We start from the raw sequence: 26,448 nt of genomic DNA on the forward strand, positions 1-26,448 counted from the left end.
CGCGCGGGGAGCTAGACCCCATGAGACGAGGATCTGCGAGCGCCGCAGGCGCGGCGCTCGCCGCGATGGTGGCCGCCGGCGCGGCGCGCGCGTCGTCGGGGCTCGACTCGCCGGACATCGGGGTCCTCCAGCTCGGTCGCGGCGGCGCGTGGGTCGCGCGGGCGGACGATCCGCTCGCGGCCTACTTCAACCCGGCGGGGCTCGCCGCGCAGCGGACCAGCGCGCACGGCGGCGTCCACCTGATCCATCTGGCGCAGTGCTTCACGCGCCTCGGCCCCGACGGCCGTCCCGTCCCACCGAGCTACACGACCGCGATCCCGGCGCCCGGCAGCGAGGGCGGCCCCGACCCGGAGGTGTGCGCGGAGAGCGGCCTGTTCCCGAACCCGCAGGTCGCCGGGACCCTGCGCGTGAGCGACGCGCTCGCCGTGGGCGTCGCGGTGCTCGGCCCGCACGGCGTCGGCGAGCGGAAGTGGCCCGAGTCGCTGCCGTACACGCACCCGAGCTTCGGCGACATGACGCAGCCGTCGCCGCAGCGTTACCTGCTCACGTCGCTCGACGCCCTGATCTTGATGCCGACGCTCTCGGTCGGCTTCACGCCCGCGGAGGGGGTCTCGGTCGGCGCCGGGTTCATCTGGGGCACGGCGAGCATCGATTTCGTCAACTTCAGCGAGGCGACCTCGGCCGAGGGGGGCGACGACTTCAATTCGCACAACGATCTGCGCACCCGCGCGCGGGCGGACGATCTGTTCATTCCGGGCTTCGTCCTCGGCGCGCGCTGGGCGGCGACGGATCACCTCGACCTGGGCGCGTGGTTCAAGTGGCAGGACGCCGTGCGCGCGAAGACCGATCTCGTCATCGAGTCGCGCTACTGGACGGCGGCCGGGGTCAAGAACGAGGACCCCTGCAGGGGGGAATCGCCGGGCTGCAACGTGACCGACGAGAAGGGCGCGGGCGATCTCGAGATGCAGATCCCGATGGAGGCGAAGCTCGGCCTCCGGTACCACCGGCCGCGCGCCGGCGCCGCCCGGCCCGCGCGCGCCTCCGCGGCCGAGCCCCGCGTGCGCGATCCGATGGTCGACGACCTCTTCGACGTGGAGCTCGACTTCACGTGGGCCCACAACAGCGCGGTCGACGCGATCGAGGTCCGGTTCCGCGAGGGAATTCCGGTGCGCGGCACGGTCGTCGGCACGGTGCCGCCCAACGCCGACGTCCCGCACCGCTGGCGCGATGTCCTGGGAGTCCGGCTCGGCGGCGATTTCGTCGTGCTCCAGAACCTCCTGGCGCTGAGGGCGGGCGGCTTCTTCGAGACCAAGGGGCAGGACGATGCCGACCTGAACCTCGACTTCCACCTCGGCCACCGGATCGGCGCCGGGGTGGGCGTGACCGCGCGCGTGGGCCCGGTCGATGTCTCGGTCGCGTTTCAGCACACGTTCTTCGGTCCGCTGGACAACGGCGGGAAGGGGCGCCTCAAGGCCGTCTCCGGCTCTGCGCCGAGCGGCTACCGCAGCGTCCAGAGCGTCAACGGCGGCCGCTTCGAGAGCAGCCTGGACGAGTTCGGTATGAGCGGAACGATGCGCTTCTGAACGAGCGGCCGCTCGACGCGGGGCCGGCAGCAGGCGCAGGGCTGCCGGAGCCGGCGGGAACGCGGCGCCGCAGGCCGGGAACGCCGCGCAGCGGGCGGGAATGCCGCGCAGCGGGCGGGAATGCCGCGCGGCGGGCGGGAACGCAATGCGGCGCGAGGGGTGCCGCGCGGCGGAGGCGCGCCGCGCGCAGCGGGGCGCTCGCGGCGGAGCGCCGGGGCGGTCGACGCGGAAGGCGGTCGCGCCTATAAGATGGCTCCACCATGAGCGAATCGAACGTCCGCAACCTGGTCATCATCGGCTCCGGCCCTGCCGGGCTCACCGCCGCCATCTACGCGGCGCGCGCCAACCTGAAGCCGCTCCTCATCGAGGGCTTCAGCGCGGGCGGCCTGATCCCGGGGGGCCAGCTCATGTTCACGACCGACGTCGAGAACTACCCCGGCTTTCCCGAGAAGATCACCGGCCAGGAGCTGATGCAGCGCTTTCGCGATCAGGCCGCCCACCAGGGGACGGAGATCGTGACGGCCGACGTGACGAAGGTGGAGCTCACGAGCCACCCGTTCAAGGTGTGGGTGGAGGACACGCTCTACCTGGCGAAGTCGGTGGTGATCGCGACGGGCGCGCGCGCCAACTACCTCGGCCTGGAGAGCGAGGAGAAGCTCAAGAACAAGGGCGTCAGCGCCTGCGCGGTCTGCGACGGCGCGCTCTTCCGCGGCCAGGACGTCGTGGTCATCGGCGGCGGCGACACGGCCATGGAGGAGGCCTCGTACCTCTCCGGGCTCTGCAGCAGCGTCACGCTGGTGCACCGCCGCGACGAGTTCCGGGCGTCGAAGGCGATGATCCAGCGCGTGGTCGAGAACCCGAAGATCAAGATCCTCTACAGCCACGTGGTCGAGGAGGTGCTCGACGTGAAGGCCGACATGGTGACGGGCGTCCGCGTGAAGAACCTGAAGACGGGCGACAGCCACCTCGTGCCCGCGGCCGCGATGTTCGTCGCGATCGGGCACACGCCGATGACCGATCTCTTCGTCGGGCAGCTCGAGACCCACCCGAACGGCTACCTGAAGACGGTGCCGGGCTCGACGCGCACGAACATCCCCGGCGTCTTCGCGGCGGGCGACGTGCAGGACTGGAACTATCGCCAGGCCGTGACGGCCGCCGGCACGGGCTGCATGGCCGCGCTCGACGCGGAGCGCTGGCTCGCGCAGCAGGGCGGCCACTGAGGAACGGACGATGGTCGAAGCGCTGCGCGAAGAGCTCGCCGATCTGACCGCCTCGGTCCGAGCGTTCCTGGAGTGGCACGCAGCGACCGGCGCCGACGGGCTGCCGGGCCTTCCTTCGGCGCTCCACGAAGCGCTGGGCGCATCCTCCGCCGAAGGCGCGCCGCCGGCCCCGCGGCGGGCGGATCGGGGCTTCCCGGGGCTGGATGCGCCGCCGCCGCCGGCGTCACGCGGAGGCAGCGCCGCCGCGCCGCACGCGGACCATCGCCCCGCCGCCGCCCCCCATCCGGAGCAGCGCCCCGCCGCCGCGCCGCACGTCGAGCAGCGCGCCACCTTCGCGCCGCATCCGGAGCAGCGCCCCGCCGGCGCGGGCACCTTCGCGCCCCCTCCGGAGCAGCGCATCGCCGAGGCTCCGGCAGCGCGGCCTCCGCTGCAGGCGCCGCGGGGCCCCGAGCCGTCCCCGCGGCCTGCCGTGAGCGCCGCCACGGCGCCCCGCGCCGATACGGCGGCGCGCGCGAGCGCAGCGCAGGCGGACACGCCCGAGGAGCGCGTGACGCGGCTCGCGCTCCTCGCGGAAGAGGTCCGCACCTGCCAGAAGTGCCCGCTCCACGAGGGCCGCACGCACACGGTGTTCTCGCGCGGTAACCCGCTCTCCGAGGTCGTGTTCGTCGGCGAAGGGCCAGGCGCGGAAGAGGACCTGCAAGGCGAGCCGTTCGTCGGCCCGGCAGGGCAGCTCCTCGACAAGATGATCGCGGCGATGGGGTACCACCGCAACGACGTCTACATCTGCAACATCGTGAAGTGCCGGCCGCCGAAGAACCGGAAGCCCGAGCCGGCCGAGATGGCGGCCTGCAGCCCCTACCTCACCTCTCAGCTCGCGCTGATCAAGCCGAAGGTCATCGTCGCGCTCGGCGCCACCGCCGTGCAGGGGCTGATCGGCACGAACGAGGGGATCACCAAGCTCCGCGGGACGTGGAAGCTCTACAAGGGATCCATCCCGATCATGCCCACGTTCCACCCGGCCTACCTGCTGCGCCAGCCGGGCGCGAAGCGGGAGGTGTGGAGCGACCTGAAAGAGGTAATGCGCCACCTCGGCAAGAGCGCGCCCGACCGAGGCTGACGTGACCGCGCCCGCCTCCGGGCGCGGTCACGTCGCCGCGCCCGGCCACGCCGACGCGCCGGTGCAGGCGCGCGGCCGATCGAAGGCGCCGGAGCCCGCGGGGGCGCCCTCGCTGCTCCGGGCCGCGCGCGGCGCGCTGGTGCTCCTCGGCGCCCTGCCCTGGTGCATCCCCCTGGCGCGGAGCCGCCTGCCGCTCGGAGAGCTCGGCGCGGCGCTCGATCGCTTCTTCATGCCGATGTGCCACCGCATGCCCGAGCGGTCCCTCGCGATCGAGGGCGTGCTGATGCCGCTCTGCAGCCGCTGCGCTGGCATCTTCGCCGGCGTCGCGGCGGGCGCCGCGATCGCGCGGCCCCGCCTGGCGATGACGGTGTGGCGCCCGATCCTCGTCGCCATCAGCGCGATGATGGTGGTCGACGTGGCGACCCAGGACCTCGGGCTGCGCCCGATCTGGCACGCGACCCGCCTCGCCACGGGCCTGGCCTTCGGCTACGCCGTGGCCGCGGCCTTCCTCGCGCAGCTCGCGCGCCGCCCGGGCTGAGCGTTACTTGCGGCCGCCCATGGCGCGGCACTCGTGGATGGGGCCCTTCGTGGCGTTGCGAACGCAGTCGCTGTACGCCGCGATGCCGTCCTTCCACTTGCCGGTGTCCTGGAGCGCCGAGCCCAGGTAGAGGTAGGGCAGCGCGTCGGTCGGATCGGCCGCGATGGCCGCGCGCGACGCCTCGATCGCGTCCTTGTACCTGCCGCGGTTGAGGAAGCTGAGCGCCTCCTTCTTCAGCTTGCCCGCGTCCTCGACGTTGACCGCGGCCGCCGCGGCCTTCTCGGCCTCGGCCTGCTCTGCCGCCGCGGCCTTCTCGGCTTCCGCCTTCTCCGCCGCGGCCTTCTCGGCTTCGGCCTTCTCCGCCGCAGCCCTCTCCACCTCGGCCTTCTCCGCCGCAGCCTTCTCGGCCTCGGCGTCCGCCTTCACCGGATCGGCAGCGGTCGCCGCCTTCGCGGCAGCCTGCACCGGCTCGGCCGGCGAGGGCGCCTTCTCGCGCGCAGGCGCGGGACTCGCCGCCACGGCCGCGAGCCTCGCCTCCATCGGCGCTGGCTTGGAGGCAGGCGCCGCCATCGCGACCGGAGCAGCCGAGGACGGCTTGCTCGAGAGCACCGATTTGGCGACCACCGCCACGGAGATCACCCCGGCGAGCCCCGCGACCGCCGCGACGATCCGGCGCAGGCGCGCCCGGCGGGCGAGGGTCTCGGGCGAGAGCTGATGGACCACGACGAGACGCTCGTCCGCGTGATCGTCCGGGTCGGTGACCACGTCGGTGAGCGGCGGGAACGACTCCTCTTCGCGCCGGAAGAACGCCGCCGTCGGCGAGGAAGGGTCGATCAGGTCGAGCGCGTCCGAGTCAGGCGCCGGCTCGTCGGCCTCGGACGCAGGGACAGCCGGCCGATCCTCGGCGGCGGCTCGTTGAGACGCGACCGACGCCTCGGGGTCCCGCGCCTTGACCGGGGCCGCGTCGCTCGCACCGCTCGAAGCGGCTGACAGCGCGGCCGGCGCCCTGGACGCCTGCGGCGCTGCGGGCACCTCCGCGACCGGCAAGGCGGCGGGCGCCTCGGGGACGGGCGGCGCAGCCAACGCCCGCGCGACCGGCGGCGCAGCCGGCGCGTCACCGCCGCGCGACGCCGCGGACACCTCGGCGTCCAGCGGTGCAGCGCGCGTCCCGGTGTCGACGGCGTGCGCGGGCGCAGCCGAGAGATCCGCCGCCGACCCGGCGACGACGTCCGGGCCGCCCGCGACGGGGTACGCGGAGTCCCGGGTCGAGGAGGCCGGAGCCTCGGGCGCCCCCGACACCCGGGGCTGGGAGGCCCGGGGACGGAGACTGCGGCCCCTGTTCGCGCGGGCCGATGCAAGAAGTCGCTTCGACATGTCCGAACCATCCTCCCGTGATCGTCACGCCCCCGATGGCGCAGGGGACCGGCGACTCGCCCTATTCATGATCCAGGCCGGCCCCATCGGCGAGCGTCTGACCGCGCATTTCCGCGTGTCGCCGCGCCATCCCGTGTGCCGGATCGTGCCGTGTCGCCCTGACCGGCCATGCCCTCGTTCGACAGGAGGACATGATGTCTCGCACTGCTGAAAATTGACAGAATGCGCACGGAAATAGCGCCGGACGCCCCTCCAGCGGACGCGCCCCTGAGGGGGCAGCGATCCAGGGATCGAGCCCCCCTGGCGCCGCGCACGTCAGCCTCCACCGAGCTGGACGGGCCGCCCCGCGACCGGGGCAGCGCGGAGCAGGACGAGGGTGTCGAGCTTCTTCTTCGCGTCGGAAGCGATGACCGTGCCCGCGAGGTTGTGCGCCATCTCCCAGGGCACCTCGTCGTCCGCCGAGAAGAAGGCCACCGTCGCGCTGCACGCGGCGATGTCCTTCGTGAGCTGCTCGCCGGTGTGCGACAGATCCGGGCCGGCGAGCCCCTTGCGCTGGCGCTTGCCCATGCCGCCGCCGAACGGCCAGATCGCCGTCGCGAGGTCCTTCAGCACCATCGTGCTGACCGCGCACGCAGGGGGCTTCGACACGCGCCCCTCGGGGACCACCGTGATCTCCTTCGGGAGGTCGTCGCGCCCGTCGGTCTTGATGATGACCTTCGGCGCGCCGGCCGCGCCGAGCTCCGTCACGACGGCCGCGACCGCGCTCGGCTTCGCCCTCTTGTCGGCCAGCAGTGTGACCGGCTTGCCCTCGATCGGCAGCGCGCGGATGGCCTTCGCGAGCTTCTCCGCCCCGTCCTTCTGCGCGAGATCCACGCGCTGGCCGAGGTAGGGGCCCATGGAGTCGACGAGCAGCTCCGGCATGCCCTTCGGCTTCGGCGGCTCGGCGGGCGCCTCCGCGATCGAGGCCGCCGTGGCGGCGGCGCCGGGCTCGGGCGGCTTCGGCGCGCTCTCGCACGCCGCCGCCAGGATCGAGCCGGCGACGAGCGCGAGGCGGGGCAAGGCGCTGGATCGGAAAGAGGAAGCTCGCATGGCGCGGCAGTGTAACCAACCGGCCTGGCTGCGCGCACCTCTGCTGTGCGAGAGTTGGCGCGATGGCCTCCCCGCTCGCCGAACGGCTCGCGCAGCTCGGATCGTCCGCCCGGACCGCCGTCGAGGACGAGCGGGGGCGGACCACCTTCGCGGAGCTCATGGAGCGCGCCCTCCGCGTCCGCGGCGCGCTGCTCGCCGGCGGCGCGCGGCGCGGCGCGGGCCAGGGCGCGAGCCCGAGCTCCCTCGAGGGGGAGCGGGTCCTGCTCCTCGTGCCGCCCGGCGCGGCGTGGGTGTCGGCCTTCCTCGGCGTCATCCTCGCCGGCGGGATCGCGCTGCCGCTGTCACCCCTCTATCCGCCGGCAGAGCTCGCATGGCTCGCGAGCGACGCCGGCGTGCGGCGGATCCTCATCGGGGACGAGCTCGCCGCCGTGGCCGCCCCGATCGCCGAGGGCCGCGCCGTGCTCCGCGTCGAGGACGCCGAGCGCGCCGCGCCGGGGGCGGCGTCGGCGGTGTCGGACATCGCCGCGGACGATCCGGCGCTGCTGCTGTACACGAGCGGCACGACCGGCAAGCCGAAGGGGGCGCTGCTCACGCACCGCAACCTCGCGGTGCAGGCGGAGCTGCTGCGCGCGGCCTGGGGCTTCTCCGAGCAGGACGTGCTGCTGCACGCGCTGCCGCTGCACCACCTCCACGGCGTCGCCATCGCGCTCACGACGTCGCTGCTCGCGGGCAGCGCGACGAGGATGCTGCCGCGCTTCGACGCCCAGCGCGTCGCCGCCGAGATCGCGCGCCGCTCGGCCACCGCGGTCATGGCCGTGCCCACCATGTACCAGCGGCTCTTCGAGCACGTCGACCGCGGCGGAGCGCCGGAGTTCGCCGCGGGGGCGCGGGCCCTGCGGCTCGCCACGAGCGGGTCCGCGGCGCTGCCCGTGACGCTGGCCGAGCGCTGGCGCGACCTCACCGGCACGATCCCGCTCGAGCGCTTCGGGATGACCGAGATCGGCGTCGGCATGAGCAATCCGCTCGATCCGGGCGGGCGACGGGCGGGCTGGGTCGGCTCTCCGCTGCCGACCGTCGAGGCCCGCATCACGGACGACGCGGGCAACGCGTCGGCGTGGGCGCCGGGCGAGCCGTCGGCGCAGCGCGACGGCGGCGGCGTGGTCGCGCGGGGCGAGCTCTGGATCCGCGGGCCGAGCGTGTTCAAGGGATACCTGGGGCGCGAGGACGCCACCGCCGCGGCCTTCCAGGACGGCTGGTTCCGGACCGGCGACGTCGCGGAGCGCTCCGGCGACGGGTGCTTCCGGCTCCTCGGACGGACCTCGGTCGATATCCTCAAGAGCGGCGGCTACAAGCTGTCTGCCCTCGAGATCGAGGAGGCGCTGCGGGAGCACGGCGCCATCGCGGAGGTCGCGGTGATCGGCGTCCCGGACGAGGCGTGGGGCGAGCGTGTCGTGGCGGTCGTCGTCCCCGCGCCGGGGCGAGAGGCGGAGTGCGCGACCGCGCCGCTCCGCGCCTGGGCCAAGGAGCGACTCGCGCCTTACAAGGTCCCACGCGAGTCGGTCGTCGTGGGGAGCCTGCCGCGCAACGCGATGGGCAAGGTCGTGAAGCCAGAGCTCGTGAAGGCCATCGTGGCGAGCATCGGCGGCGAGGAACGCCCGCTCGCGCGGTGATCAGAGGGACGCCCACGCGCGCGGCAGACGCCGCTTGACCGAGGCGCGCCGCTCCGGCCTACTCGGCGCCAATGCAGCCTGGCACCCCCATGGTCCCCGCCGCGTACGGCGGCCTCGCGGTTCAACCGTTCGCGCATACCACCTACACCATCAAGCGGCCTTTCTGGTCGCTCCTCGGCCGCAAATTCCATGTCTTCGCGCCCGATGGCACCCTCGTGTGCTTCGTCAAGCACCCGCTGCTCAAGCTCCGTCAGGAGTTCACCCTCTTCGCGGATGAGTCGGAGTCGCAGCCGCTGCTCACGATCCGGTCACGGCAGGTCGTCGCCCTCAACCGGTGTCTCGACGTCCTCGACGCGCGCACCGGCGAGCGGGTCGGGACGATCCGCTCTCGAGGGCTCAAGTCGATCCTCCGCGACACATGGGACATCCTCGACCCGTCCGATCAGCCGGTCGGCCTCATGCAGGAGGACGGCGCCGCGATGCTCCGGCGCATGTTCCCGCTCCTCATCGGCAAGTGGCACGTCGAGCTCCACCAGCAGGAAGTCGCGAAGGTCACGCAGGTGTTCCGGTTCTTCGTGAAGGAGTTCACGCTCGACCTGTCGATGAACCAGGGGCGCATCGACGCCCGGTTCGCCATCGCGTGCGCGCTGCTGGCGCTGATGGCCGAGACCGCGCGCGAGTCCGGCTGAGCCTTTCGGCGGCCGCGGGCGAGCGCGGGCCGGCGGAAGCGCGCCCGCTCGCCGAAAATTCGCCCGTTTTCGCGAGTTCTGCGAGGTTGCCGCGCGATGCGCCTCGATCCTGTCTCCCGCCTCGACTCCGCCCCCGAGGAGGGCCGACCGCCGTCGCCCCCTGTGCCCCCGTCCGGCCTGGCCCGGTTCGCCCCGAGCGGGCAGGGCGCCGACTCCGAGCGCGAGCTCCGGGGGCGCCGCTTCCTGTGGGCGAGCGCCCCGGCGGCGCCGGACGGGCAGCTCCGCGCGACCCTCGACGAGGCCGTCGAGCTCGCGCTGGCCCTGCGCGGTGCGCTGCCGCCGCGGGTCGAGGCCGGCGCCGCGCTCGAGGCGGTGATCGCCGACCAGGTCTTCCGCGCCAGGGCGCTCGGCGCCGCGGGGCTCGCCGTCGCCTTGCCGAGGCTCGCGACCGGGGCGCCGGGGGCGCTCCATCCGGAGGACAGCGCGACGCTGCTCGCCTGGCTCAGCGCGGCGCGCGAGGCGCCTGTCGCCCTCGTCTTCGACGAGGCCGACCGGTCCGCGAGGGTCCTCGCGCCGGTGCCCCTCGCGGACCTCGTCGAACGGCACGCGCCCGAGGGACACAGCGCCGCCTCCCCGCGCGGGCAGGTGCGCAGCCTCCCGGTGCGGGAGCCCGTCGCCGCACGAGAGCCGGGCGCGGCCCGCGAGCTGGGCGCGGCGCTCGAGCCCGCCGCCGCGCGCGAGCCGGAGCGGCACGTCAGGCCGACGCAGCCCAGCGCCGCGGCGCCGGAAGAGGCGCCCCCGGCCGAGGCGACCGCGACCGAGGCACCCGCGGCGCCCGCCGCGGCCGAGGCGCGGACCGACGGGAGGCCGCGCGGCGTGCTGCCCCCCCGCTCCTCGAAGATCCGCCGACCGGACGCGCCGGTGGGCATCTCTGCCATGGGGAGAGGCCCCGGCGCGGCGCCGGCGCCGGGAGCGGGCGCGCCGCCCGCCGCCAACGACGCGTCCGCGATGACCGCAGCCAGCGCGGACCCCGGCGCGCCCCTCGAGGAGCGCAGCGCGGGAGCGACGCTCCGGCCGCCGCGCGCCGCGCACGAGGCCGCGCCCGCAGAGGCCGCCCACGCGGACACCGACGGGCTCCCGTCGACGCGCAGGGAGCGCAAGGCGCCGCGCAACCGGATCCTCAGCGCGGCCGAGTGGCGCGCCCTCGCCGTCGAGCTCGACAACGCCCGCGGGCCGAAGCCGGTCCGGGTCATCGAGCAGCTCTTCGCGACCCATTACACGCCGCTGCTCGGCGCGACGCTCGCGGGCGAGACGGACGCGGCCGTGCGCGGCGTGGTCGATGGCTGGAGGACCAGCTTCGAGCACAGCTACCGGGAGGCGTTCTCGGCGCTGCGCGTGACCGGCAAGCGGCCGCCCATGGTGTTCGACGCGCCGGACATGGCCGCGCGCCTCGCCCGGCTCAACGGGGCCCGCGGCGTGAAGCTCCTGCTCGTGGACGCGATGCGCTTCGATCTCGGCGAGCGGGTCGCCGCGCACCTCAAGGAGATCATGATGGATCGGGCCATCCTCGTGGAGCGCTCGATCCTGTGGGCGGCGCTGCCGCCCACCACGTCGGCGCAGATCTCGCTGCTCGCCCGCGGCCCGGACGGGCTCCGCGAGACGATGCCGCCGAGCGAGGCGGAGCCCGCGATCGCCCGCGGGCGCGCCGTGGCGACGCTGCGGCGCGAGCGGGTCGGGTCGCGCGAGCTGATGAAGCTCGATCTGGTCGAGGCGCGGCTGCGCGCCGCGGGGCCGCCGTTCGCCGAGCGGATCGAGGCCATCGCGGAGGAGGTCGCCGACGTTGTCGCGCGGTTCATGGACAGCCTGCCGCCGCGGACCCTGCTGCTCGTGTTCGGCGACCACGGGTTCCGCATGACCGGCGACGGCAACACGACCGGCCCCGCGTCGCAGGGAGGAGGCTCACCGGAAGAGGTGCTCGTCCCGGCGCAGGCGTGGCTCGTCGGCGGCGTGCACTGAGCGGACTGAGCGGTCGATCGAGGCGCCGTCGATCGCGGGGCGGCGCTGTCGAGCAGGGCGGCATCGAGCGCCGTCGAAGCAGCGCGCCTCGCCGCGCGGGCCGCCGAGGGCGCCGCGCCGCGCAGGCTCGTCAGGGCGACGTGCGGTACGGGCCCGTCGCCGCGTCGCCGCGCGGCCTCGGGCGGATGAGGCCCGCGAGCCGGGTAGCGACGAGCGCACCGGCGCCGATCAGCCCGACGGCCGCGCAGATCGCGCCGCCGACGTAGGGGATCCCGCTGACGAGGAGCAAGCCGAGGCAGCCGATCGCGAGGTGGACGTAGGGGTTCCTGCTCCGGTGACCGAAGACCCCCGCCCCGGCCGTCTCCAGCACCGCGCAGCCGCCTGCGACCACGGCGATCACGGCGAGCAGCAGGCCGATCACCGCGAACGGGATGCCGATCAACGTCACGCAGAGGGCGACGGCCAGCGCCGCGGCGCCGAGGACGCCCACCACGCCGAGCGCGAACGACCGCATGGGCCGGGCGGCGATCTCGACCTTGAGCGTCTCCATGCGCCGCGGCCAGAGCGCCAGCATCACCGCGCCGAAGGCGAACAGGAGCGCCGTGCGCGTCACCGCGTTGCCGGCCCTGCGCGCGAGCGTGGACGCGCCCTTCGCGCCGGGCCCGCTGTCGCCCACCGGGCTGACCTCGTTGTTCACGTCGCCCTTGATGCGCGCGCGCTCGCCCCGGCGGAACGGTCCGCCCACCACGTCGACGTCGCCGTCGATGCGCGCGCCGTCGGCCACCGTGAGGGGGCCGCCCACCGTCGACACGTCGCCGCGCACGCGCGCGCCCTCGTGGACATGCGTGGAGCCGCCCATCACGTCGATGTCCCCGGTGACGGTGCCCCACACGTCGAGCGAGCCGCCGATCACCGACACGTCGTGGACGACCTCGCCCCGCTCGATCCGGAGGCTGCCGCCGGTCACGAACCGATCCCGGCCGCGCGACGCGGGCCGCGCCTCCTCTTCCTCCTCGTCGTCCTCGTCCTCCGCCTCGTCGGGCGACGCCGGGGGCGCGGGCGGCGCCGGGACCGCCGGCGACGCCGGGGGCTCGGGCGCGGGCCGCGGCCCGGGGGCTGACTGCGGCGCCGTCGCCGCCGGGGCGATCGCGATGAGGTCGCCATCGCGGGTCGCCACGTAGCTGCCGTCGGCGAGCAGGAGCTCCAGCACCTTGTCCGCCGGCTGGTCCTGGACGTGGAGCTCGACGACATCGCCGGGCGGGACGTTGAGCACGAGGCTCCACCCGGCCTCCCGGGCGACCCGCTTGAGCGCCTCGTTGCGCGGCTCTCCGCTCACCTCGAGGCTCACCTTCGGCTCGACCTCTGGCCAGGATCCCTTGCGGGTGATCTCCGCCATGGCCGCGCCGCTGGCCGAGATCCCGATCGCGGCGCCCAGCGCAGCGGCGCCGAGCCGCGAGGCGCAGAAGAGACGAGTCGAGAGGATCCGCATCACATCCCTCCGTTCAGCGTGAGCTGCTTACCCCTGGTCCAGGCGACACCGACCCCCACGACGACGAGGAGCGCCGCCGAGAGCCACGGCAGCGCCGTGAGCCAGCCGGACAGCGCCCCGCTCCCCGCGACCGCGCAGCCGGTCCGCACCACGACCGCGCAGGCATGCCAGAGCGCCGCCAGGCGCTCCCGCAGGCCCCCCGCGCCGGCGACGAGCGACGGCGCCGCGCCGAGCGCCGAGAGCGCCAGGGCAAAGGTGATCGCGGGGATCGGCAGCGGGGCGCGCGGCGCCGCCGGCTCGCTCGCGCCGCTCGGGGCCGCGTGCGCGCGCAGCATCTCCCCCGCGCGGAGCGAGAGGAGCGCCGCCCGGCCGAGCGCCGAGGAGCAGATCTGGCAACGAGCGACATGCGCGGCCGCGCCCTCTGGCAGGATGGCCTCCTCCCCGTCACCCAGCGCCGTGAGCGCGATGTCGGTGAGGTGGCCGTCTGGTTGCCATACGAGATCCGGCGAGAGCTTGTCGTCGTCGTGCATCGATCACTCTCCGAGCGCCTCGGCCAGGCAGCGCCTGCCCCGCGCGATCCACGTGGCCACCGTCCCGAGCGGGATGTCGAGCCGGCGCGATATCTGCTGGTAGTTGAGCCCTTCGACATGGAACGCCAGGAGCGCGCGGCGCTGCGGCTCCGGCAGCTTCTGCAGGGCGAGATCGATCCGGCGGGCGCGCTCGGTCTGGGCGGCGCGCTCCTCCGGCCCGGGCGCCGGGTCCTCCACCGACTCGAGGAGCTCGCCCCGCTCCTCGGGGTCCTCCGCCGGCGGCGCCTCGGCGCGCCGCGTGCGACGGCGCCGCCGCAGCACGTCCAGCGCCACGTGACGGGCGATCCCGAGCACCCAGGGGCGCAGCGGCTCGCCGTCGCGGAGGCGGCTGCGCCCCTCGAGGGCCCGGGCGAGCGCCTCATGGGTGCAGTCCTCGACGTCGGGGTGATCGGCCCGCTCACCGAGCACGCAGGCGATCGCCGCGCGAACCACCGACCGCAGGGCGGCGGTCTCGTCGAGCGACGCCGTCACGAGCGACGCCGCCGGCAGCCCGTCGGGCGCCTGGGGAGACCGCGGCGTGGTGGCTGGGATCATGGTGAACCCAGACAGTTCGCGCGATCCCTCCCCGAAATTTCAAGCGCCGGCGCGGCGGGATCCGACCCATGTCTGCCGAGGTAGGCCAATGTGACTCGATGGGCGCCGTGGTGGGGGCACCGGCAGCGGCCCTCACCGATCCGCGGACGGCGAGAGGAACGCCGTGAGCTCCGGGAGGACGAGCGCCGGGTTCTCCAGGTGGGGTGCGTGCCCCAGCGGCACGACGCGCAGCGCGGCGCGCGGGATCGCGGCGGCCGCCGCGATCCCGATCGGCGCCGGGAACACGTCGTCGCGCTCACCCCAGAGCACCAGCGTCTCGGCGTCGATCTCGCCGAGCCGCGCCAGGCGGTGCGGGACCGGGCCGAAGGCGGGGAACAGCGCGTTGAACGCGGCGACGGGCGCGACCCGGCCGTCGGGCACGGCGTAGAGCTCCCGGTGCAGGGCGCCGAGGAGCTCGCCGAGCGGGGTGGGCGGCGGCGGGTGGATGCGGCGGAAGAGCGCGGCGCCGAGCACCCGGACCAGGCGCTCCGGCGGGGCGCGGAAGTAGGCGCGGCTCCGGGCGGTCATGACGGGCCCGACCCCCATCGCGCCGATGAGCGCGAGCTTCCGCGGGCGCGCGCGCCTGCGAAGCGCGATCTCCACCGCGACAAGCCCGCCGAGGGAGTGGCCGACGAGCGCGGCGTCGCCGAGGTCCATCTCGAGGAGGAGCTCCTCCACCGGATCGGCGAAGAAGCGCAGCCCGTCCTCGAACCCCCCGCCCGCGAAGGGGGGCGACGACGCGTGACCGAAGCCCGGCAGATCCAGCGCGATGACGCGGTGGCGCCGCGCGAGCCCGGGGAGCAGCGGGAACCACGTCGTCGCGGCGTTCCCGCGGCCGTGCAGGAGGACCACCGGCGGGCCGCTGCCGCCCTCCAGCGTGCGCAGCGTCGCGCTCAGCGCGGCGCGGCGGTGCACGGCGAACGGCGCCTCGCCCGCGGCGAGCTCCTCGAGGATCGCGCGCTCGGCCGGGCCCAGGCGGGAGACGACGGCGTGCACGTTCGTCACAGGGGCCCTCCGTAGCGCGATCGACGCGCCGCGGGAATGCCGCAGCAGCCCGCGGGGACACCGCCGCGCGGCGCCCCCGCCGTCAGTCTCGGCCGTGCCCGGGCCCGAGGATGAGCTGCATCTTGGCCATGGGCTCGAACCCCTCGACGTGCGGCGGGTGGTGGCACTGCGTGACGCAGCTCTCGGGCGGCGGCGAGAGCACGATGAGCCCCTTCTTCTCGGGATCCTTCGCGTGCAGCGAGCCCGGGCCGTGGCACTCCTCGCACTGCACGTTCTGCAGGGCGGCGTTGTGCGTCACCGTGGAGCCGCCCGGCTTGCCATAGCCGGTCACGTGACAGCTCACGCAGTCGAGGTTGAACTCCTTGAAGTCCTGCTGCAGCGTCGCGTACGCCCGCGCGTGCGCGGTGCCGTCGAAGACCTTGCGCTCCTCGTCGTGGCAGTTCGTGCAGGCGTCGATGCCGATGTAGCTGGCCACGCCCTTCGGCGCAGGCTCGGGGACGCGATCCGCGAAGGCCTCCTTGTTGTGGGCGTTGACCCGCTTGTAATAGGCGAGGAGCTGCCCGGCGACGTCCTTGTCGGCGCCGAGCTTCTCGCGCACCTCCACGAGGTTGTAGCGGAAGAAGCTGCCGGTCACCTTCGTCTCCGCCGCCTCGAGCTTCGCCTTCTCGGCCCGGAGCTTCTCCAGATCGGCCTTCCGGTCGGCGACGTCCTTCGCCGAGACGCGCTTGTCGCCCTCCCAGCCGTTGAGGCGGATCTCGAGCTCCCGGATCCGCGTCGACAGGCTCATGAGCTCCTCGGCCTTCGCGACGCCGCCCGCGTCGGCGAACACGAGCGGTCCGTCGCCGCCGCCGCGGACGAAGAGATCCACGACCGCCACGGACTGCAGGTGGTTCGGCGTCTCCACGACCAGCGTCGACCCGATCATCACCGGCGGCTTCTGGCCGTCGTTGCCGTCGCCGCGCTCGCTGGGCTTGCCCAGCACGAGCACGTGCAGCTCCGGCACGCTGTCCGCGAGCCGCAGCGCCTCGCCCCTCGGCAAGGCCGCGAGCCCGACGAACACCCGCGCGCCCTGCTTCTTCGCCTCCTCGATGCCCGCCTTCATCGCCTCGATCGCCGGGCCGGCCTGGAGGCCCGCGGGGTAGGCGCCGGCGCGGCCCTTCGGGTCGCTCACGCCGACGAGGCCCACCTTCACGCCGGCGACGTCGCGCACGGCGACGCCCTCGACGCCCTTCGCGCCCCCGAGGTTCTTGCCGAGCACCGCCGCCCCGGCCTGCTCCTGGTACTTCGCGAGCGAGTCCGCGCCGAGCGCCCAGTCGTTCTCGCCGGGCGCCCACGCGGCCAGCCCGATCTCCTTCGCCGCCAGCGCCATCGCCTCGGCCTTCCAGGCGTCCTGCGACGAGCGCTCCGGCTTCACCTCGGGGTCGGTGAAGAGCAGCGGCCCCGCGCCGACAACGAGCCGGTTCGGCGCCTCGTCGCGCTGGCTCTCGATGAGGGCGGCGAGGTGATCGATGCCCCCGAGCTGGTCCTTCGTGCACCCGCACGGCTCCAGCGCGCCGGCGACGGTGCTGAGCACGTAGAGCCGCACCGTCGGCGTGGTCGCGGCCGGCTCCGTGTCCGCGTCCGCGCTCACCGCGCCCGTCGACGGGACCTTGCACCCCTGGCAGGCCGCGACGCCCGCCGCCGCGGCGACCGCGAGAAAAGGAATCAAGAGCGCGTATCCCCGACGCACCCCGCCAAGAAGCGAGCGCTTCATGCCCGCGCTATAGCACACGCGCCCGGGTGAACCGCCGGGGGCCGCGCCGAAGGGCCAGGAGCTCGGTCAGAAGCTCGACGGAGCGAAGGGCAGGACCGTCTTCAGGTCGGCGTCGTTGAACCGGAGCTGCAGCCCGATGAAGTAATCCCGGCGATCGGTGTTCAGGATGTCGTCCATGCCGCCGAGCAGCCACAGCTTGCGGATGAACTCGTACGCGAGCGCGACGCGCCAGCGCGGCGAGAGCTCCTCACCGAAGCCGAAGAGGTCCTGCCGGAGCTCGAACCTGTCGTCGAGCAGGTGAAGATCGAGCCCGAGGCCGCCCGTCGACTCCTTGATGCCGAAGCGGCCCGTGAACGGGCCCATCCGCTTCGCGAACTGGAACGAGAAGCGGAAGGCGTTCGTCGTGATCGTGCGGACTTCCCGGTAGTGCGCCGGGTCGTTCGGGTTGGTCGTGTCGACGTCGATCTGCTGGAAGTCCGTCTTGCCGCGCGGGTCGTTCACCAGCTCGACGACGTAGTACTTGTCCTCCGTCGGCTGGAGCCTGAGCTCGACGTAGCTCTTGATGGTGTTCGCGAGGAAGTTGTAGTCGGTCCGCAGCCCGACGACGGTCTGAAACCGGCTGATCCCCCCGACGAGCTCGCCGACGTCCTCGACGACCGTCTCGACCTCGTTGATCAGCGTCTCGTCCTTGGTGATGCGGCCGAGCGTCCCCTCCCCGCGGTCGATGCGCGCGGCGACGCTGTCGACGTGCTTCAGCGCCGACTCGAGGCTCTCGGTCGCGCGGCCCACGCGCTCCGCGGCGCTGCGCAGCTCCCCGGGCTGCCCGTCCCGGCCGGGCACCTCGGCCGCGGCGGTCATCATGCGGATGTCGCGGCTCACCTGCTCGACGTTGCGCAGGATCTCCCGCAGGCGCGGGCCCGACTCGCCCGTGATCTGGTTGATGTTGTTGATCGTCTGCGTGACGCCCGCGCGGTTCTCGCGCACGGTCGCGTTCATCTGCTCGGTGACGTCCGCGAGGTTGTCGAGGATCTGCGCGAGCCGCTCCTGGCCGCTCTCGGAGCCGACGGTGTTCTTCAGGGTCTCGGTGACGGTCTTGACGTCCTTCAGGATCTCGGCGACCTGGCCCTGCATCGACTGGATCGTCGGCTCGTCGATGTAATATTGAATCCTCCCCTCGTCGGGGATGCGCGGCTTGCCCTCGGTGCCGGGCGCGAGCACGACGAACGACTCGCCGATGAGGCTCGTGGCGCGCTTGCCGATGGCCGCGTCCTCGTAGAGCGGGACGTCGGGGCTCATCTTGATGTCGATGCGCGCCTGGCCGTTGTAGAGCGAGATCTTGTCGACGACGCCGACCTGGATGCCCGAGATCATCACCCGCGACTGCGGGGAGACGCCGATCGCGTCCGGCAGCGTCGCCCAGACCCGGTAGCCGCTCCCGCCGCCCACGTCGCGCGAGACGAAGCGGTAGCCGCCGTAGGCCGCGCCTGCGAGCACGATCGTCATGACGCCGACCTTCGCGGCCTTGGAGACCTCAGCCATCCTGCGCGACGGCCACGGTAGCACGAGCCGACCGCGGGACCGCGCGGCTTTCTCGTCGGCGCGGAGAGGATGCGGGGAGGCGCACACCGCGCCACCGGGAGCGGGCCGATGACGGGCGCCGGCCCGGGAAACCTGCTAGCCGAGGCGCATGCGGGCGTGGTGGGCCACTCTGGTGTTGGGCGCGGCGCTCACCTTCGCCGGGGCCGCGGCAGCGGAGCCGCCGGCGCTCACGTGGGCGGCGACGACGCGCTCGCCGCAGCCGGGCGCGGCGGGCGCGCCGGACATCGCCGCGCTCGCCGCGCGCTGCGGGAGCGCGGACGCGGCGCTCGCCGCCGTCGCGCGGCGCAACGTCGAGCGGCAGCTCCAGGGCGGGGACTTCATGCCTCCCGACGAGCTCGCCTTCACCCTGCGCGCCGCCGGCGAGCCGCACGCGTGGCCCAGGGGCTGGTCGATCTCTGGCCGGGGGCTCGAGCCGGCGGAGCTCGGGACGCGGCTCGACGGGTGGCTGTCGGGATGGATCACCCTCGGGGTGAGGCGATGTGGGGTGGCTCAGGCGAAGAAGCCGGACGGGACGGTGATCGTGGCCGCGGTCGGGGTGGACGCGCTCGCGGACCTGTCGCCGCTGCCGACCACGGCGCGGGTGGGGCAGTGGGTGACGCTCGAGGGGACGATGCGGGTCCCCGCGACCGCGGTGAAGGTGGTGCTGCTGGGGCCGCGGGGCGCGCCGAGGACGGTGCTGAGCTCGCTGTCGGGCGCGCGGCTCCGCTCGAGCTTCGCGGTCGACCAGCCCGGGAGCTGGCTCGTGCAGGTGCTGGCCACGGTATCGACCGGGCCGCGGCCCGTGCTGGAGGCGATGATCTTCGCCGGGAGCGCGCCGCCGGGCCGGTACGTCCGCGCGACGGCGCCCGGCGAGGAGGCCGCCAAGGGGGCGAAGGACGACGAGGACGCGCTGCTGCGGATGATGAACGCGGCGCGGGCCTCGGAGGGCCTGCCGGCGCTCGCGCGCGACCCGGCGCTCGCCGCGCTGGCGCGGGCGCACTCGGAGGCGATGATCAAGGCGAAGATGGTGGGCCACGACGTGGGCTCGGGCGACCCGGCGGTGCGCCTCAAGGCGGCCGGGTACGAGGCGACGATCGCGGGAGAGAACGTGGCCAGCTCGAGCACGACCGAGGGCGCGCACCGCGCGATCTGGGCGAGCCCGTCGCACCGGGGCAACCTGCTCGACCGGCGCTACGGGAGGACCGGCGTCGCGGTGGTGCGCGACGCGAGCGGGCGGGTCTGGGTGACGCAGCTCCTCGCGGGGTGACCGCGGACGTCTGGCGTCAGGCGCTGCCGATACTCTCGCCGGAGCGCCAGAGCCGATCGAGCTCCGCCATCGCCCGCTGTTCACCACCGCACGGACTTCTGCGGCTCATCCGGGCGGCCGCCGTTCCGCGCGTGTATCCTTGAACGCGATGGCTGCACGCCCGCTCTACGTCGGCATCGACCTCGGCACCACGAACTCGACCGCGGCCGCCTTTGACGGCGAGAAGGTCACCCTCGTCAGGAACTCCCAGGGCGCGACGCTCACCCCGAGCGTGGTGCGGATCGACGCGCGCGGGACGATCACGGTCGGCGCGCGCGCCCGGAGGTTCCTCGAGAGCGATCCGCAGAACACCCGCGCGGAGTTCAAGCGGCTCATGGGCACCGCCCAGCCGATCGAGTTCGCGGCGGCGAAGGTGACGAAGAAGCCCGAGGAGCTCGCCGCCGAGGTGCTCCGCTCGCTGCGCGCCGACGTCGCCGAGCACCTCGGCGCCCTGCCGGCCGCGGCGGTGATCTCCGTGCCCGCGCTCTTCGAGCTGCCCCAGAGCGCCGCGACCTCGGAGGCGGCGCGGCTCGCGGGGTTCGAGCGCGTCGAGCTGATCCAGGAGCCGGTGGCCTCGGCGCTCGCGGCCGGCTGGACGGCCGAGGAGTCCACGGGGAGCTGGCTCGTCTACGACCTCGGCGGCGGGACCTTCGACGTGTCGCTGCTCGAGACGCGCGACGGGCTGCTCCGCGTCGTCGGGCACGACGGCGACAACTTCCTCGGCGGGCGCGACTTCGACTGGGCCATCGTCGACTGGGCGCTCGCCGAGATCGCGCGCGCCCAGGGCGTCACCGTGAGCCGCGCCGACCCGCGCCACGCCGCCGCGCTCCGCAAGCTCAAGCTCGCCGTCGAGGAGGTCAAGATCGAGCTCACCCGCGCCGACGAGGCGGCGCTCGCGATCCCCGGGGCGTTCGAGGTGGACGGCGCGCCCGTCGACGTCGACCTGGTCCTGCAGCGGTCGACGCTCGAGGCGCTCTGCGCGCCGATCATCGACCGCTCGATCGAGGTCTGCAGGCGGCTGCTCGCGGCGCACGGCCTCGACGCGTCGCAGCTCGCGCGTGTCGTGCTGGTGGGCGGACCGACGGTGATGCCGGCGCTCCGGGCGCGCGTGAGGGACGCGCTCGGCGCGCCCTTCGGCGAGGGGCTCGACCCGATGACCCTCGTCGCGCAGGGGGCCGCGATCTACGCGGCCACGGCGGGCCTGGACGCGCGGGCCTCCTCCTCGGGCGCGCGGGGCAAGGAAGAGGGCCGCCGGCTCTGGCTCCAGTACCCGGCCATGTCGTCCGACCTGACGCCCCACGTGGTGGGCCGCGTCGTGGAGGGGCCGGGGCCCGCGCCCGAGCGGATCCGGCTCGCGCGGGAGGGCGACGGCTGGACGAGCGCCGAGGCCCCGCTCGACGCCGAGGGCGCGTTCGTGGTCACCGTCGACCTGCTCCCGCGCCGGCCGAACGTCTTCCGCGTCGAGGCGCTCGCGGCCGGCGGCGCGCGGGTGCCGGTGCACCCGCAGGCGATCACCATCGTCCAGGGGCTCACCATCAGCGATCCGCCGCTGTCGCGCACGATCGGCGTCGCGCTCGCGGACAACACCGTGCGGGTCTACTTCGAGCGCGGCGCGCCGCTGCCGGCCCGGCGGACGTTCGTGCACCACAGCGTGGAGAGCGTCCCGAAGGGCTCCAGCGCGTGCGTGCTGAAGATCCCGATCGTGCAGGGCGAGCTCGACGTCGCCCACCTCTGCCGCGTGGTCGGGGCGCTGGAGATCGACGGCAGCGGGCTCACCGCGACCCTGCCCGCGGGCTCGGCGATCGAGCTCACGCTCGAGCTCGACCGCGGCGGGCACCTCTCGGCCCGCGCGCTGATCCCGTCGCAGGGGCTCGTGTTCGAGCGCGTCGCGCACCTGCTCGTCCCCGAGGCGGCGCCCGAGGTGCTCGACGCCTCGCTCGCCGCCATGCGCGAGCGGCTCGCCTCGGTGCGCGAGGGCGCCCTGCGCAGGAACGAGCCGCACGCGCTCGGCAAGGTCACCTACGTCGAGTGCGCGCTCGTCGAGGTCGAGCGCGACGTGGCCGCCGCGCGCGGCGGCGACGCCGACGCCGGGCAGAAGGCGCGGCGCGCGCTGCTCGAGCTCGACGTCCTGCTCGAGCAGGCCGAGGCCGACAAGCGCTGGCCGGAGCTCGAGGCCGAGGCCCAGGCCGCCGTCGCGAACGCGTCGGTGTGGATCTCGCAGCTCGGGTCGGGCACCGAGAAGGCGCTCCTCGAGGAGGCCGCGCAGGGGGTGGCGCGGGCGCGCGCCGAGAAGAACCAGGTCGAGCTGCAGCGGCAGCTCCGCCTCGTCCGCAACCTGAGCAGCGCGGCGTTCCAGCGGCACCCGAAGGCGTGGGTGTGGATGTTCGAGGACGCCGCCTCCGAGGCGCACCAGGCGTCGGATCTGGTCCGCGCGCAGAAGCTCGTGCGCGACGGGCGCGGCGCGGCGGAGCGCGGCGACGCGACGGCGCTCCGGGCGATCACCGAGGAGATCTGGCGGCTCTTGCCCGTCGACGCGCAGAAGCGCAGGCTCGGCCACGAGTCGGGGGTGCGGTGATGGACGACGCGCTCGGCCGCATCCGCGACAACCCGTTCTACGTGCTCGGCCTGCGCCCGAGCGCGAGCCGCGCGGAGGTCGAGCGCGAGGGGCAGAAGCTGCTCGGGATGCTCGAGCTCAAGCTCGCGAGCGCCGCGACCTACGCGACGCCGGTCGGCCCCGGCGCCCGCACGGCCGACAAGGTGCGCCAGGCCATGGCGGCCCTGCGGGACCCGGAGCGGCGCCTCGCGCACGAGGTGTGGGCGCGGCTCGACCCGCGGCCGCCGCCGAAGGACGACCTCGACGACGACCTCGGCGACCTGCCGCCGCCGGAGCCGCCCGGAGAGGATCCGCGCGCGCCGTGGCCCGAGGCGCTGGCCGCGCTCGGCTGGAGGTCGCCGTGAGCTGGGGCGCCGCCCTGTGCATCGCGGTCGCGCTGCGGGCGATCGGCGTGGCGGTGGCACGGAAGGCCTCGCCCGAGGCGCCGTGGCGCGAGCTCGTGCTCGGCTCGGGCGGCTGGCGCACCCCGGTGACCATCGTCTTCGTGCCGGTCGCGTTCGCCCTCGCCGTCGGCCTGGCCGTGGGTCAGCTCTGGTGCGCGCTGCCGCTCGTGCCGCTCGTGCTCCTCATCGCGCCCTGGTTCGTCGCGCGCCGCGTGCTCGTTCCGCTCGGGCTGCCGCGCGCCGCGTACTTCGTCGCGTGGCTGTCGGACTGGACATGGCGCGCCGACCGACGCGGCGGCGCGGCGCTCGCGGCCGCGTGGGCGCTCTGCCGCGCGCGGAAGCCAGACGCCGCCGTGGAGGCCTGGGTCAGCGAGCGGATCGAGCGCGGCGGCGAGCGCGCGGGGGCGGGGCCCGCGCCGTCCTCGGCGAGCGCCGTTCCGCTCCGCGGCGCGGGGATCGCCGCCGGCGCGATGCTCGCAGCGCACCGCGGGGACGTGGAGGGCGCGCGGGCGCTCTTCGACAGCGTCGCCGGCATGGACGAGCGCGCCTGCCCTGGCGAGGCCCGCCGCGTCGCCGCGGGCTGGCTCGCCGCCGAGGCGGCCTCCCGCGGCGACTGGGCGGCCGTGATCGCGCACGCGAGCGTCGGGGGCGACCGGGCGCTGTCGCTGCTCGGCGCCGTCGCCGCGCGGCTGGTCGGCGAGGCGCCCGCGCCGGGGGCGCTCGGGCTCTGGCTCCGCTGGCTCGTCGCGCCACGCCGCCGCGCCACGCTCCCGCTCTTGCGCCGCGCCCTGGCCGCGGGCGCCGGCGCGCCGCGCCCGGCGCCGGACGCGCCCGAGCCCTGCGCCGCGAAGGTCGCCGAGGGCGACCTGTGGAGCCGGGCGGTGCTGCTCCACGCGACGCTGCTGCTCCGGCCGCGCGGCGAGGTCTCCGGCGACGACCTCCGGCGGCTGGGCGGCGCGTGGGACGCGGCGCTCGAGGACGAGCGCGCCCAGGCCGAGCTCCGCGAGCGGGCGCTGTCGCTCGGCGCCTCGGGGGCGCACGCGGCGCTCGGCCCGGTCGCGCGCGCGGTCGAGGAGGACCTCGCGGCGGCGCTGCGCGCGGCGCGCGTGCCGCTCGCGGAGTGGGACGACCTCGGCGCGACCATCGGCCGCACGCACCGGCGGCTCCGGGACGAGCTCCTGTCCGAGGTGGAGCTCGCGTGCGACGCCCTGCGCCGCCGCGTCGACGAGAAGCGCGAGCTCCCGGCGCTCTCGGAGTGGCGCGAGTGGACGGCGCTCCGCGCGCAGTACGAGGCCGCGGCCGAGCTCGTGGGCACGGAGTTCCGCCGCCTCGTGTTCCCCAAGTTCCACGCCGACGTGTGCCACGCCGCCGTCTGGCTGTTCAACACCCGCAAGGAGCGGGCGATCGCGAACGCGATGTTCCGATGGCTCCTCGCCGAGGCGGAGGCGCTGGACGACGCGCGCCTCGCGGGGCTCCAGCGCGGCAACGTCGCGTGCGGGGTGTGACGCCGAGCGCCGCGCGCGCTCGATGACGGCGCGGGCGGATCCCCGCGGCGCGCCCGAGGAGCCAGCATGATCGAGCTCGACAAGGTCACGAAGCGCTACGCCGATACGGTCGCGGTCGACGAGGTCTCGCTGCGCGTCGAGGAGGGGGAGCTCCTCGTCCTGCTCGGCGGCTCGGGCTCGGGCAAGACGACCACGCTGAAGATGGTGAACCGCCTCATCGAGCCCACGTCGGGCGCGATCCGGATCGGCGGGCAGGACGTCACCCACGAGCCGCCGCACGCCCTGCGCCGGCGCATCGGCTACGTCTTCCAGCGGCTCGGGCTGTTCCCGCACCTCACCGTGGCGGAGAACATCGGCGTCACGCCGTCGCTGCTCGGCTGGGACGCGGCGCGCATCCGGGCGCGCGTCGACGCGCTCCTCGAGCTCTGCGAGCTCGACCCGGCGGCCGTGCGCGATCGCCGCCCCGCGGAGCTCTCGGGCGGGCAGCAGCAGCGGGTCGGCGTCGCGCGCGCGCTCGCCGCCGAGCCCCGGGTGATGCTCCTCGACGAGCCGTTCGGCGCGCTCGATCCGCTGACGCGCGACCGGCTCCAGCAGTCGTTCCTCGCGATCCGGCGCCGGCTCGGGCTGACCGCGATCTTCGTGACCCACGACATGGTCGAGGCCCTGCTGCTCGGGGATCGCATCGCGGTGATGCAGGGCGGCCGGCTCGCGCAGGTCGGGACGCCGCGGGAGCTCATGACAGCGCCCGCGGACGAGTACGTCTCGCAGCTCCTCGGGACGCCGAAGCGGCAGGCGGGGCTCATCGACGCGCTGCTCCCCGAGGGGGAGCGCGCCGCGTGAACGAGCAGCTCGCCCTCCTCCCCGGGCGCCTCCTCGCGCACCTCGAGCTCACGCTCGTCGCGCTCCTCGTCGGCGCGGGCGTCAGCGTGCCGCTCGGCGTGCTGGTCTCCCGCGCGCGCCGGCTCGAGCAGCCGGTGCTCGCGGTCGCGAGCGTCATCCAGACCGTCCCCAGCCTGGCGCTGCTCGCGTTCATGGTGCCCGCGCTCGCCGCGATCGGCGCCGCGAGCATCGGCTACCTGCCGGCGCTCATCGGGCTCGTGCTCTACAGCGTGCTCCCGGTCCTCCGGAACACCGTTGTGGGCCTCTCCAGCGTTGATCCGGCCCTGATCGAGGCGGCCGACGGCGTCGGCATGACGCCGGGCCAGCGGCTCCGGCGCGTGGAGCTGCCGCTCGCCATGCCCGTGATCGTCGCCGGCATCAGGACGGCCACGGTGTGGACGGTGGGCACCGCGACGCTCTCGACGCCCATCGGCGCGGAGAGCCTCGGCAACTACATCTTCACCGGGCTGCAGACGCGCAACACCGCGGCGGTGCTCGTCGGGTGCGCGGCGGCGGCGGCGCTGGCTCTGTTCCTGGACGGCACCGTGAGGGCGCTGGAGGTCGGGCTCCGCCGGCGGCGCCGGGGCCTCGTCGCGGCGGCGGCCTTCGCGCTCGCCTTGCTCTACGCGATCACGGCGGTGAGCTTCGCGCGGGGCGCGCTCGGGGGCGGCGCGCGGAAGATCGCCGTTGGGTCCAAGACCTTCACCGAGCAGTACATCCTGAGCCGCGTCCTCGCGGGGAAGATCCAGCGCGACACCGGGCTGCCCACCGAGACGGTGGAGTCGCTGGGGTCCACGGTGGCGTTCGACGCGCTGCGGACGGGCCAGATCGACGCGTACGTCGACTACTCGGGGACGCTCTGGGCGACGGTCATGAAGCGGAGCGACCTGCCGGCGGATCCGGGCGAGGTGCTCCGCGGGGTGAAGCGGTACCTGCTCGAGGAGCACGGGATCGTGGTCGCCGCCGCGCTGGGCTTCGAGAACACCTACGCGCTCGCGCTGCGGCGCGAGGTCGCCGAGCGGATCGGCGCGCGGACCATCAGCGATCTCGTGCCCGCGGCGCGCTCCATGACGATCGGCGGGGACTACGAGTTCTTCCAGCGCGCCGAGTGGAAGACGGTCGAGCAGCGGTACGGGATCGCGTTCGCGAGGCAGCGCAGCATGGATCCCTCGCTCATGTACGAGGCCGTCCGGGCGGGCGAGGTGGACGTCATCAGCGCGTTCTCGACGGACGGGCGGATCGTGTCGTTCGACCTCCGCGTGCTCGAGGACGACCGGCGGGCGATACCGCCCTACGACGCCGTCGTCCTCGCGAGCGCGCGGCTCGCGCGGGAGCACCCGGAGGTCGTCGAGGCGCTGCGGGGGCTCGAGGGCAAGATCGACGCGGCGAGGATGCGGGAGCTCAACGTCGCCGTCGACGAGCGCGGGGAGTCCCCCGCGGAGGCGGCGGAGGCGCTGCTGCGGGAGCTCTGAGGGGG

General features: G+C 74.7%; 21 protein-coding genes. 13 read left to right on the top strand and 8 right to left on the bottom strand.

Annotated features, from left to right (window positions below):
• Positions 1-20: 20 nt before the first annotated feature.
• From WME96_RS39605 to WME96_RS39620, 4 genes are all read left to right on the top strand, one after another.
• Positions 21-1,583, top strand: coding sequence for an OmpP1/FadL family transporter (locus tag WME96_RS39605; protein WP_437286744.1), 1,563 nt, complete (start codon positions 21-23; stop codon positions 1,581-1,583).
• A gap of 260 nt (positions 1,584-1,843) precedes the next feature.
• On the top strand, positions 1,844-2,803 hold the full coding sequence (gene trxB, locus WME96_RS39610) for a thioredoxin-disulfide reductase (protein WP_061613640.1): 960 nt from the start codon (positions 1,844-1,846) through the stop codon (positions 2,801-2,803).
• A 10-nt stretch (positions 2,804-2,813) separates the two neighbouring features.
• Positions 2,814-3,920: a uracil-DNA glycosylase family protein gene (locus WME96_RS39615; RefSeq protein WP_437286745.1), complete on the top strand. Its 1,107-nt coding sequence runs from the start codon at positions 2,814-2,816 to the stop codon at positions 3,918-3,920.
• A gap of 1 nt (position 3,921) precedes the next feature.
• Complete coding sequence (locus WME96_RS39620) at positions 3,922-4,458, top strand: DUF2085 domain-containing protein (protein WP_437286746.1); 537 nt, start codon at positions 3,922-3,924, stop codon at positions 4,456-4,458.
• 3 nt (positions 4,459-4,461) lie between these two features.
• Here the strand turns inward: WME96_RS39620 and WME96_RS39625 are convergent, their stop codons facing one another.
• Both WME96_RS39625 and WME96_RS39630 read right to left on the bottom strand, forming a co-directional pair.
• Positions 4,462-5,832, bottom strand: coding sequence for a hypothetical protein (locus tag WME96_RS39625; protein WP_437286747.1), 1,371 nt, complete (start codon positions 5,830-5,832; stop codon positions 4,462-4,464).
• Between the two features lie 315 nt (positions 5,833-6,147).
• Positions 6,148-6,921: an ExbD/TolR family protein gene (locus WME96_RS39630; protein ID WP_437286748.1), complete on the bottom strand. Its 774-nt coding sequence runs from the start codon at positions 6,919-6,921 to the stop codon at positions 6,148-6,150.
• 62 nt (positions 6,922-6,983) lie between these two features.
• Here WME96_RS39630 and WME96_RS39635 point away from each other — a divergent pair, with 62 nt between their 5' ends.
• From WME96_RS39635 to WME96_RS39645, 3 genes are all read left to right on the top strand, one after another.
• Positions 6,984-8,591, top strand: coding sequence for an AMP-binding protein (locus WME96_RS39635; RefSeq protein WP_437286749.1), 1,608 nt, complete (start codon positions 6,984-6,986; stop codon positions 8,589-8,591).
• Between the two features lie 71 nt (positions 8,592-8,662).
• A complete protein-coding gene (locus WME96_RS39640; RefSeq protein WP_061618461.1) occupies positions 8,663-9,280 on the top strand; it encodes a hypothetical protein in 618 nt (205 codons plus the stop codon).
• A gap of 96 nt (positions 9,281-9,376) precedes the next feature.
• The gene (locus WME96_RS39645; protein ID WP_437286750.1) at positions 9,377-11,296 is read left to right on the top strand and encodes a hypothetical protein; all 1,920 of its coding nucleotides are present in this window, start codon (positions 9,377-9,379) and stop codon (positions 11,294-11,296) included.
• A gap of 130 nt (positions 11,297-11,426) precedes the next feature.
• Here the strand turns inward: WME96_RS39645 and WME96_RS39650 are convergent, their stop codons facing one another.
• From WME96_RS39650 to WME96_RS39675, 6 genes are all read right to left on the bottom strand, one after another.
• Positions 11,427-12,785 (bottom strand): polymer-forming cytoskeletal protein, encoded by a 1,359-nt coding sequence (locus tag WME96_RS39650; protein ID WP_437286751.1) that lies wholly within the window; start codon positions 12,783-12,785, stop codon positions 11,427-11,429.
• Positions 12,785-13,315, bottom strand: coding sequence for a hypothetical protein (locus WME96_RS39655; RefSeq protein ID WP_437286752.1), 531 nt, complete (start codon positions 13,313-13,315; stop codon positions 12,785-12,787). The genes WME96_RS39650 and WME96_RS39655 overlap by 1 nt, the downstream gene beginning before the upstream one ends.
• A gap of 3 nt (positions 13,316-13,318) precedes the next feature.
• Positions 13,319-13,909 carry an RNA polymerase sigma factor gene (locus WME96_RS39660; protein ID WP_433930251.1) on the bottom strand — a complete coding sequence of 197 codons (591 nt, stop codon included), beginning with the start codon at positions 13,907-13,909 and terminating at the stop codon, positions 13,319-13,321.
• 132 nt (positions 13,910-14,041) lie between these two features.
• Positions 14,042-14,953: an alpha/beta fold hydrolase gene (locus WME96_RS39665; protein ID WP_437286753.1), complete on the bottom strand. Its 912-nt coding sequence runs from the start codon at positions 14,951-14,953 to the stop codon at positions 14,042-14,044.
• 82 nt (positions 14,954-15,035) lie between these two features.
• Complete coding sequence (locus WME96_RS39670; RefSeq protein ID WP_437286754.1) at positions 15,036-16,706, bottom strand: multiheme c-type cytochrome; 1,671 nt, start codon at positions 16,704-16,706, stop codon at positions 15,036-15,038.
• A gap of 66 nt (positions 16,707-16,772) precedes the next feature.
• Positions 16,773-18,245, bottom strand: coding sequence for an MlaD family protein (locus WME96_RS39675; RefSeq protein WP_437286755.1), 1,473 nt, complete (start codon positions 18,243-18,245; stop codon positions 16,773-16,775).
• A 172-nt stretch (positions 18,246-18,417) separates the two neighbouring features.
• On the opposite strand from WME96_RS39675, the gene WME96_RS39680 reads away from it, so the two are divergent.
• From WME96_RS39680 to WME96_RS39705, 6 genes are all read left to right on the top strand, one after another.
• Positions 18,418-19,551 (top strand): CAP domain-containing protein, encoded by a 1,134-nt coding sequence (locus tag WME96_RS39680; protein ID WP_437286756.1) that lies wholly within the window; start codon positions 18,418-18,420, stop codon positions 19,549-19,551.
• Positions 19,552-19,699: 148 nt separating this feature from the next.
• Positions 19,700-22,165: an Hsp70 family protein gene (locus tag WME96_RS39685; protein ID WP_437286757.1), complete on the top strand. Its 2,466-nt coding sequence runs from the start codon at positions 19,700-19,702 to the stop codon at positions 22,163-22,165.
• The gene (locus WME96_RS39690) at positions 22,165-22,548 is read left to right on the top strand and encodes a hypothetical protein (protein ID WP_433930261.1); all 384 of its coding nucleotides are present in this window, start codon (positions 22,165-22,167) and stop codon (positions 22,546-22,548) included. Before WME96_RS39685 ends, WME96_RS39690 begins: the two co-directional genes overlap by 1 nt.
• Complete coding sequence (locus WME96_RS39695; RefSeq protein ID WP_437286758.1) at positions 22,545-24,092, top strand: hypothetical protein; 1,548 nt, start codon at positions 22,545-22,547, stop codon at positions 24,090-24,092. The genes WME96_RS39690 and WME96_RS39695 overlap by 4 nt, the downstream gene beginning before the upstream one ends.
• Before the next feature lie 66 nt (positions 24,093-24,158).
• Complete coding sequence (locus tag WME96_RS39700; protein ID WP_437286759.1) at positions 24,159-24,932, top strand: ABC transporter ATP-binding protein; 774 nt, start codon at positions 24,159-24,161, stop codon at positions 24,930-24,932.
• Positions 24,929-26,443 carry a glycine betaine ABC transporter substrate-binding protein gene (locus WME96_RS39705; protein WP_437286760.1) on the top strand — a complete coding sequence of 505 codons (1,515 nt, stop codon included), beginning with the start codon at positions 24,929-24,931 and terminating at the stop codon, positions 26,441-26,443. The genes WME96_RS39700 and WME96_RS39705 overlap by 4 nt, the downstream gene beginning before the upstream one ends.
• The last annotated feature ends 5 nt before the right edge of the window (positions 26,444-26,448 follow it).

This window comes from Sorangium sp. So ce406, assembly GCF_051474675.1.
Classification (GTDB): domain Bacteria; phylum Myxococcota_A; class Polyangia; order Polyangiales; family Polyangiaceae; genus Sorangium; species Sorangium cellulosum_G.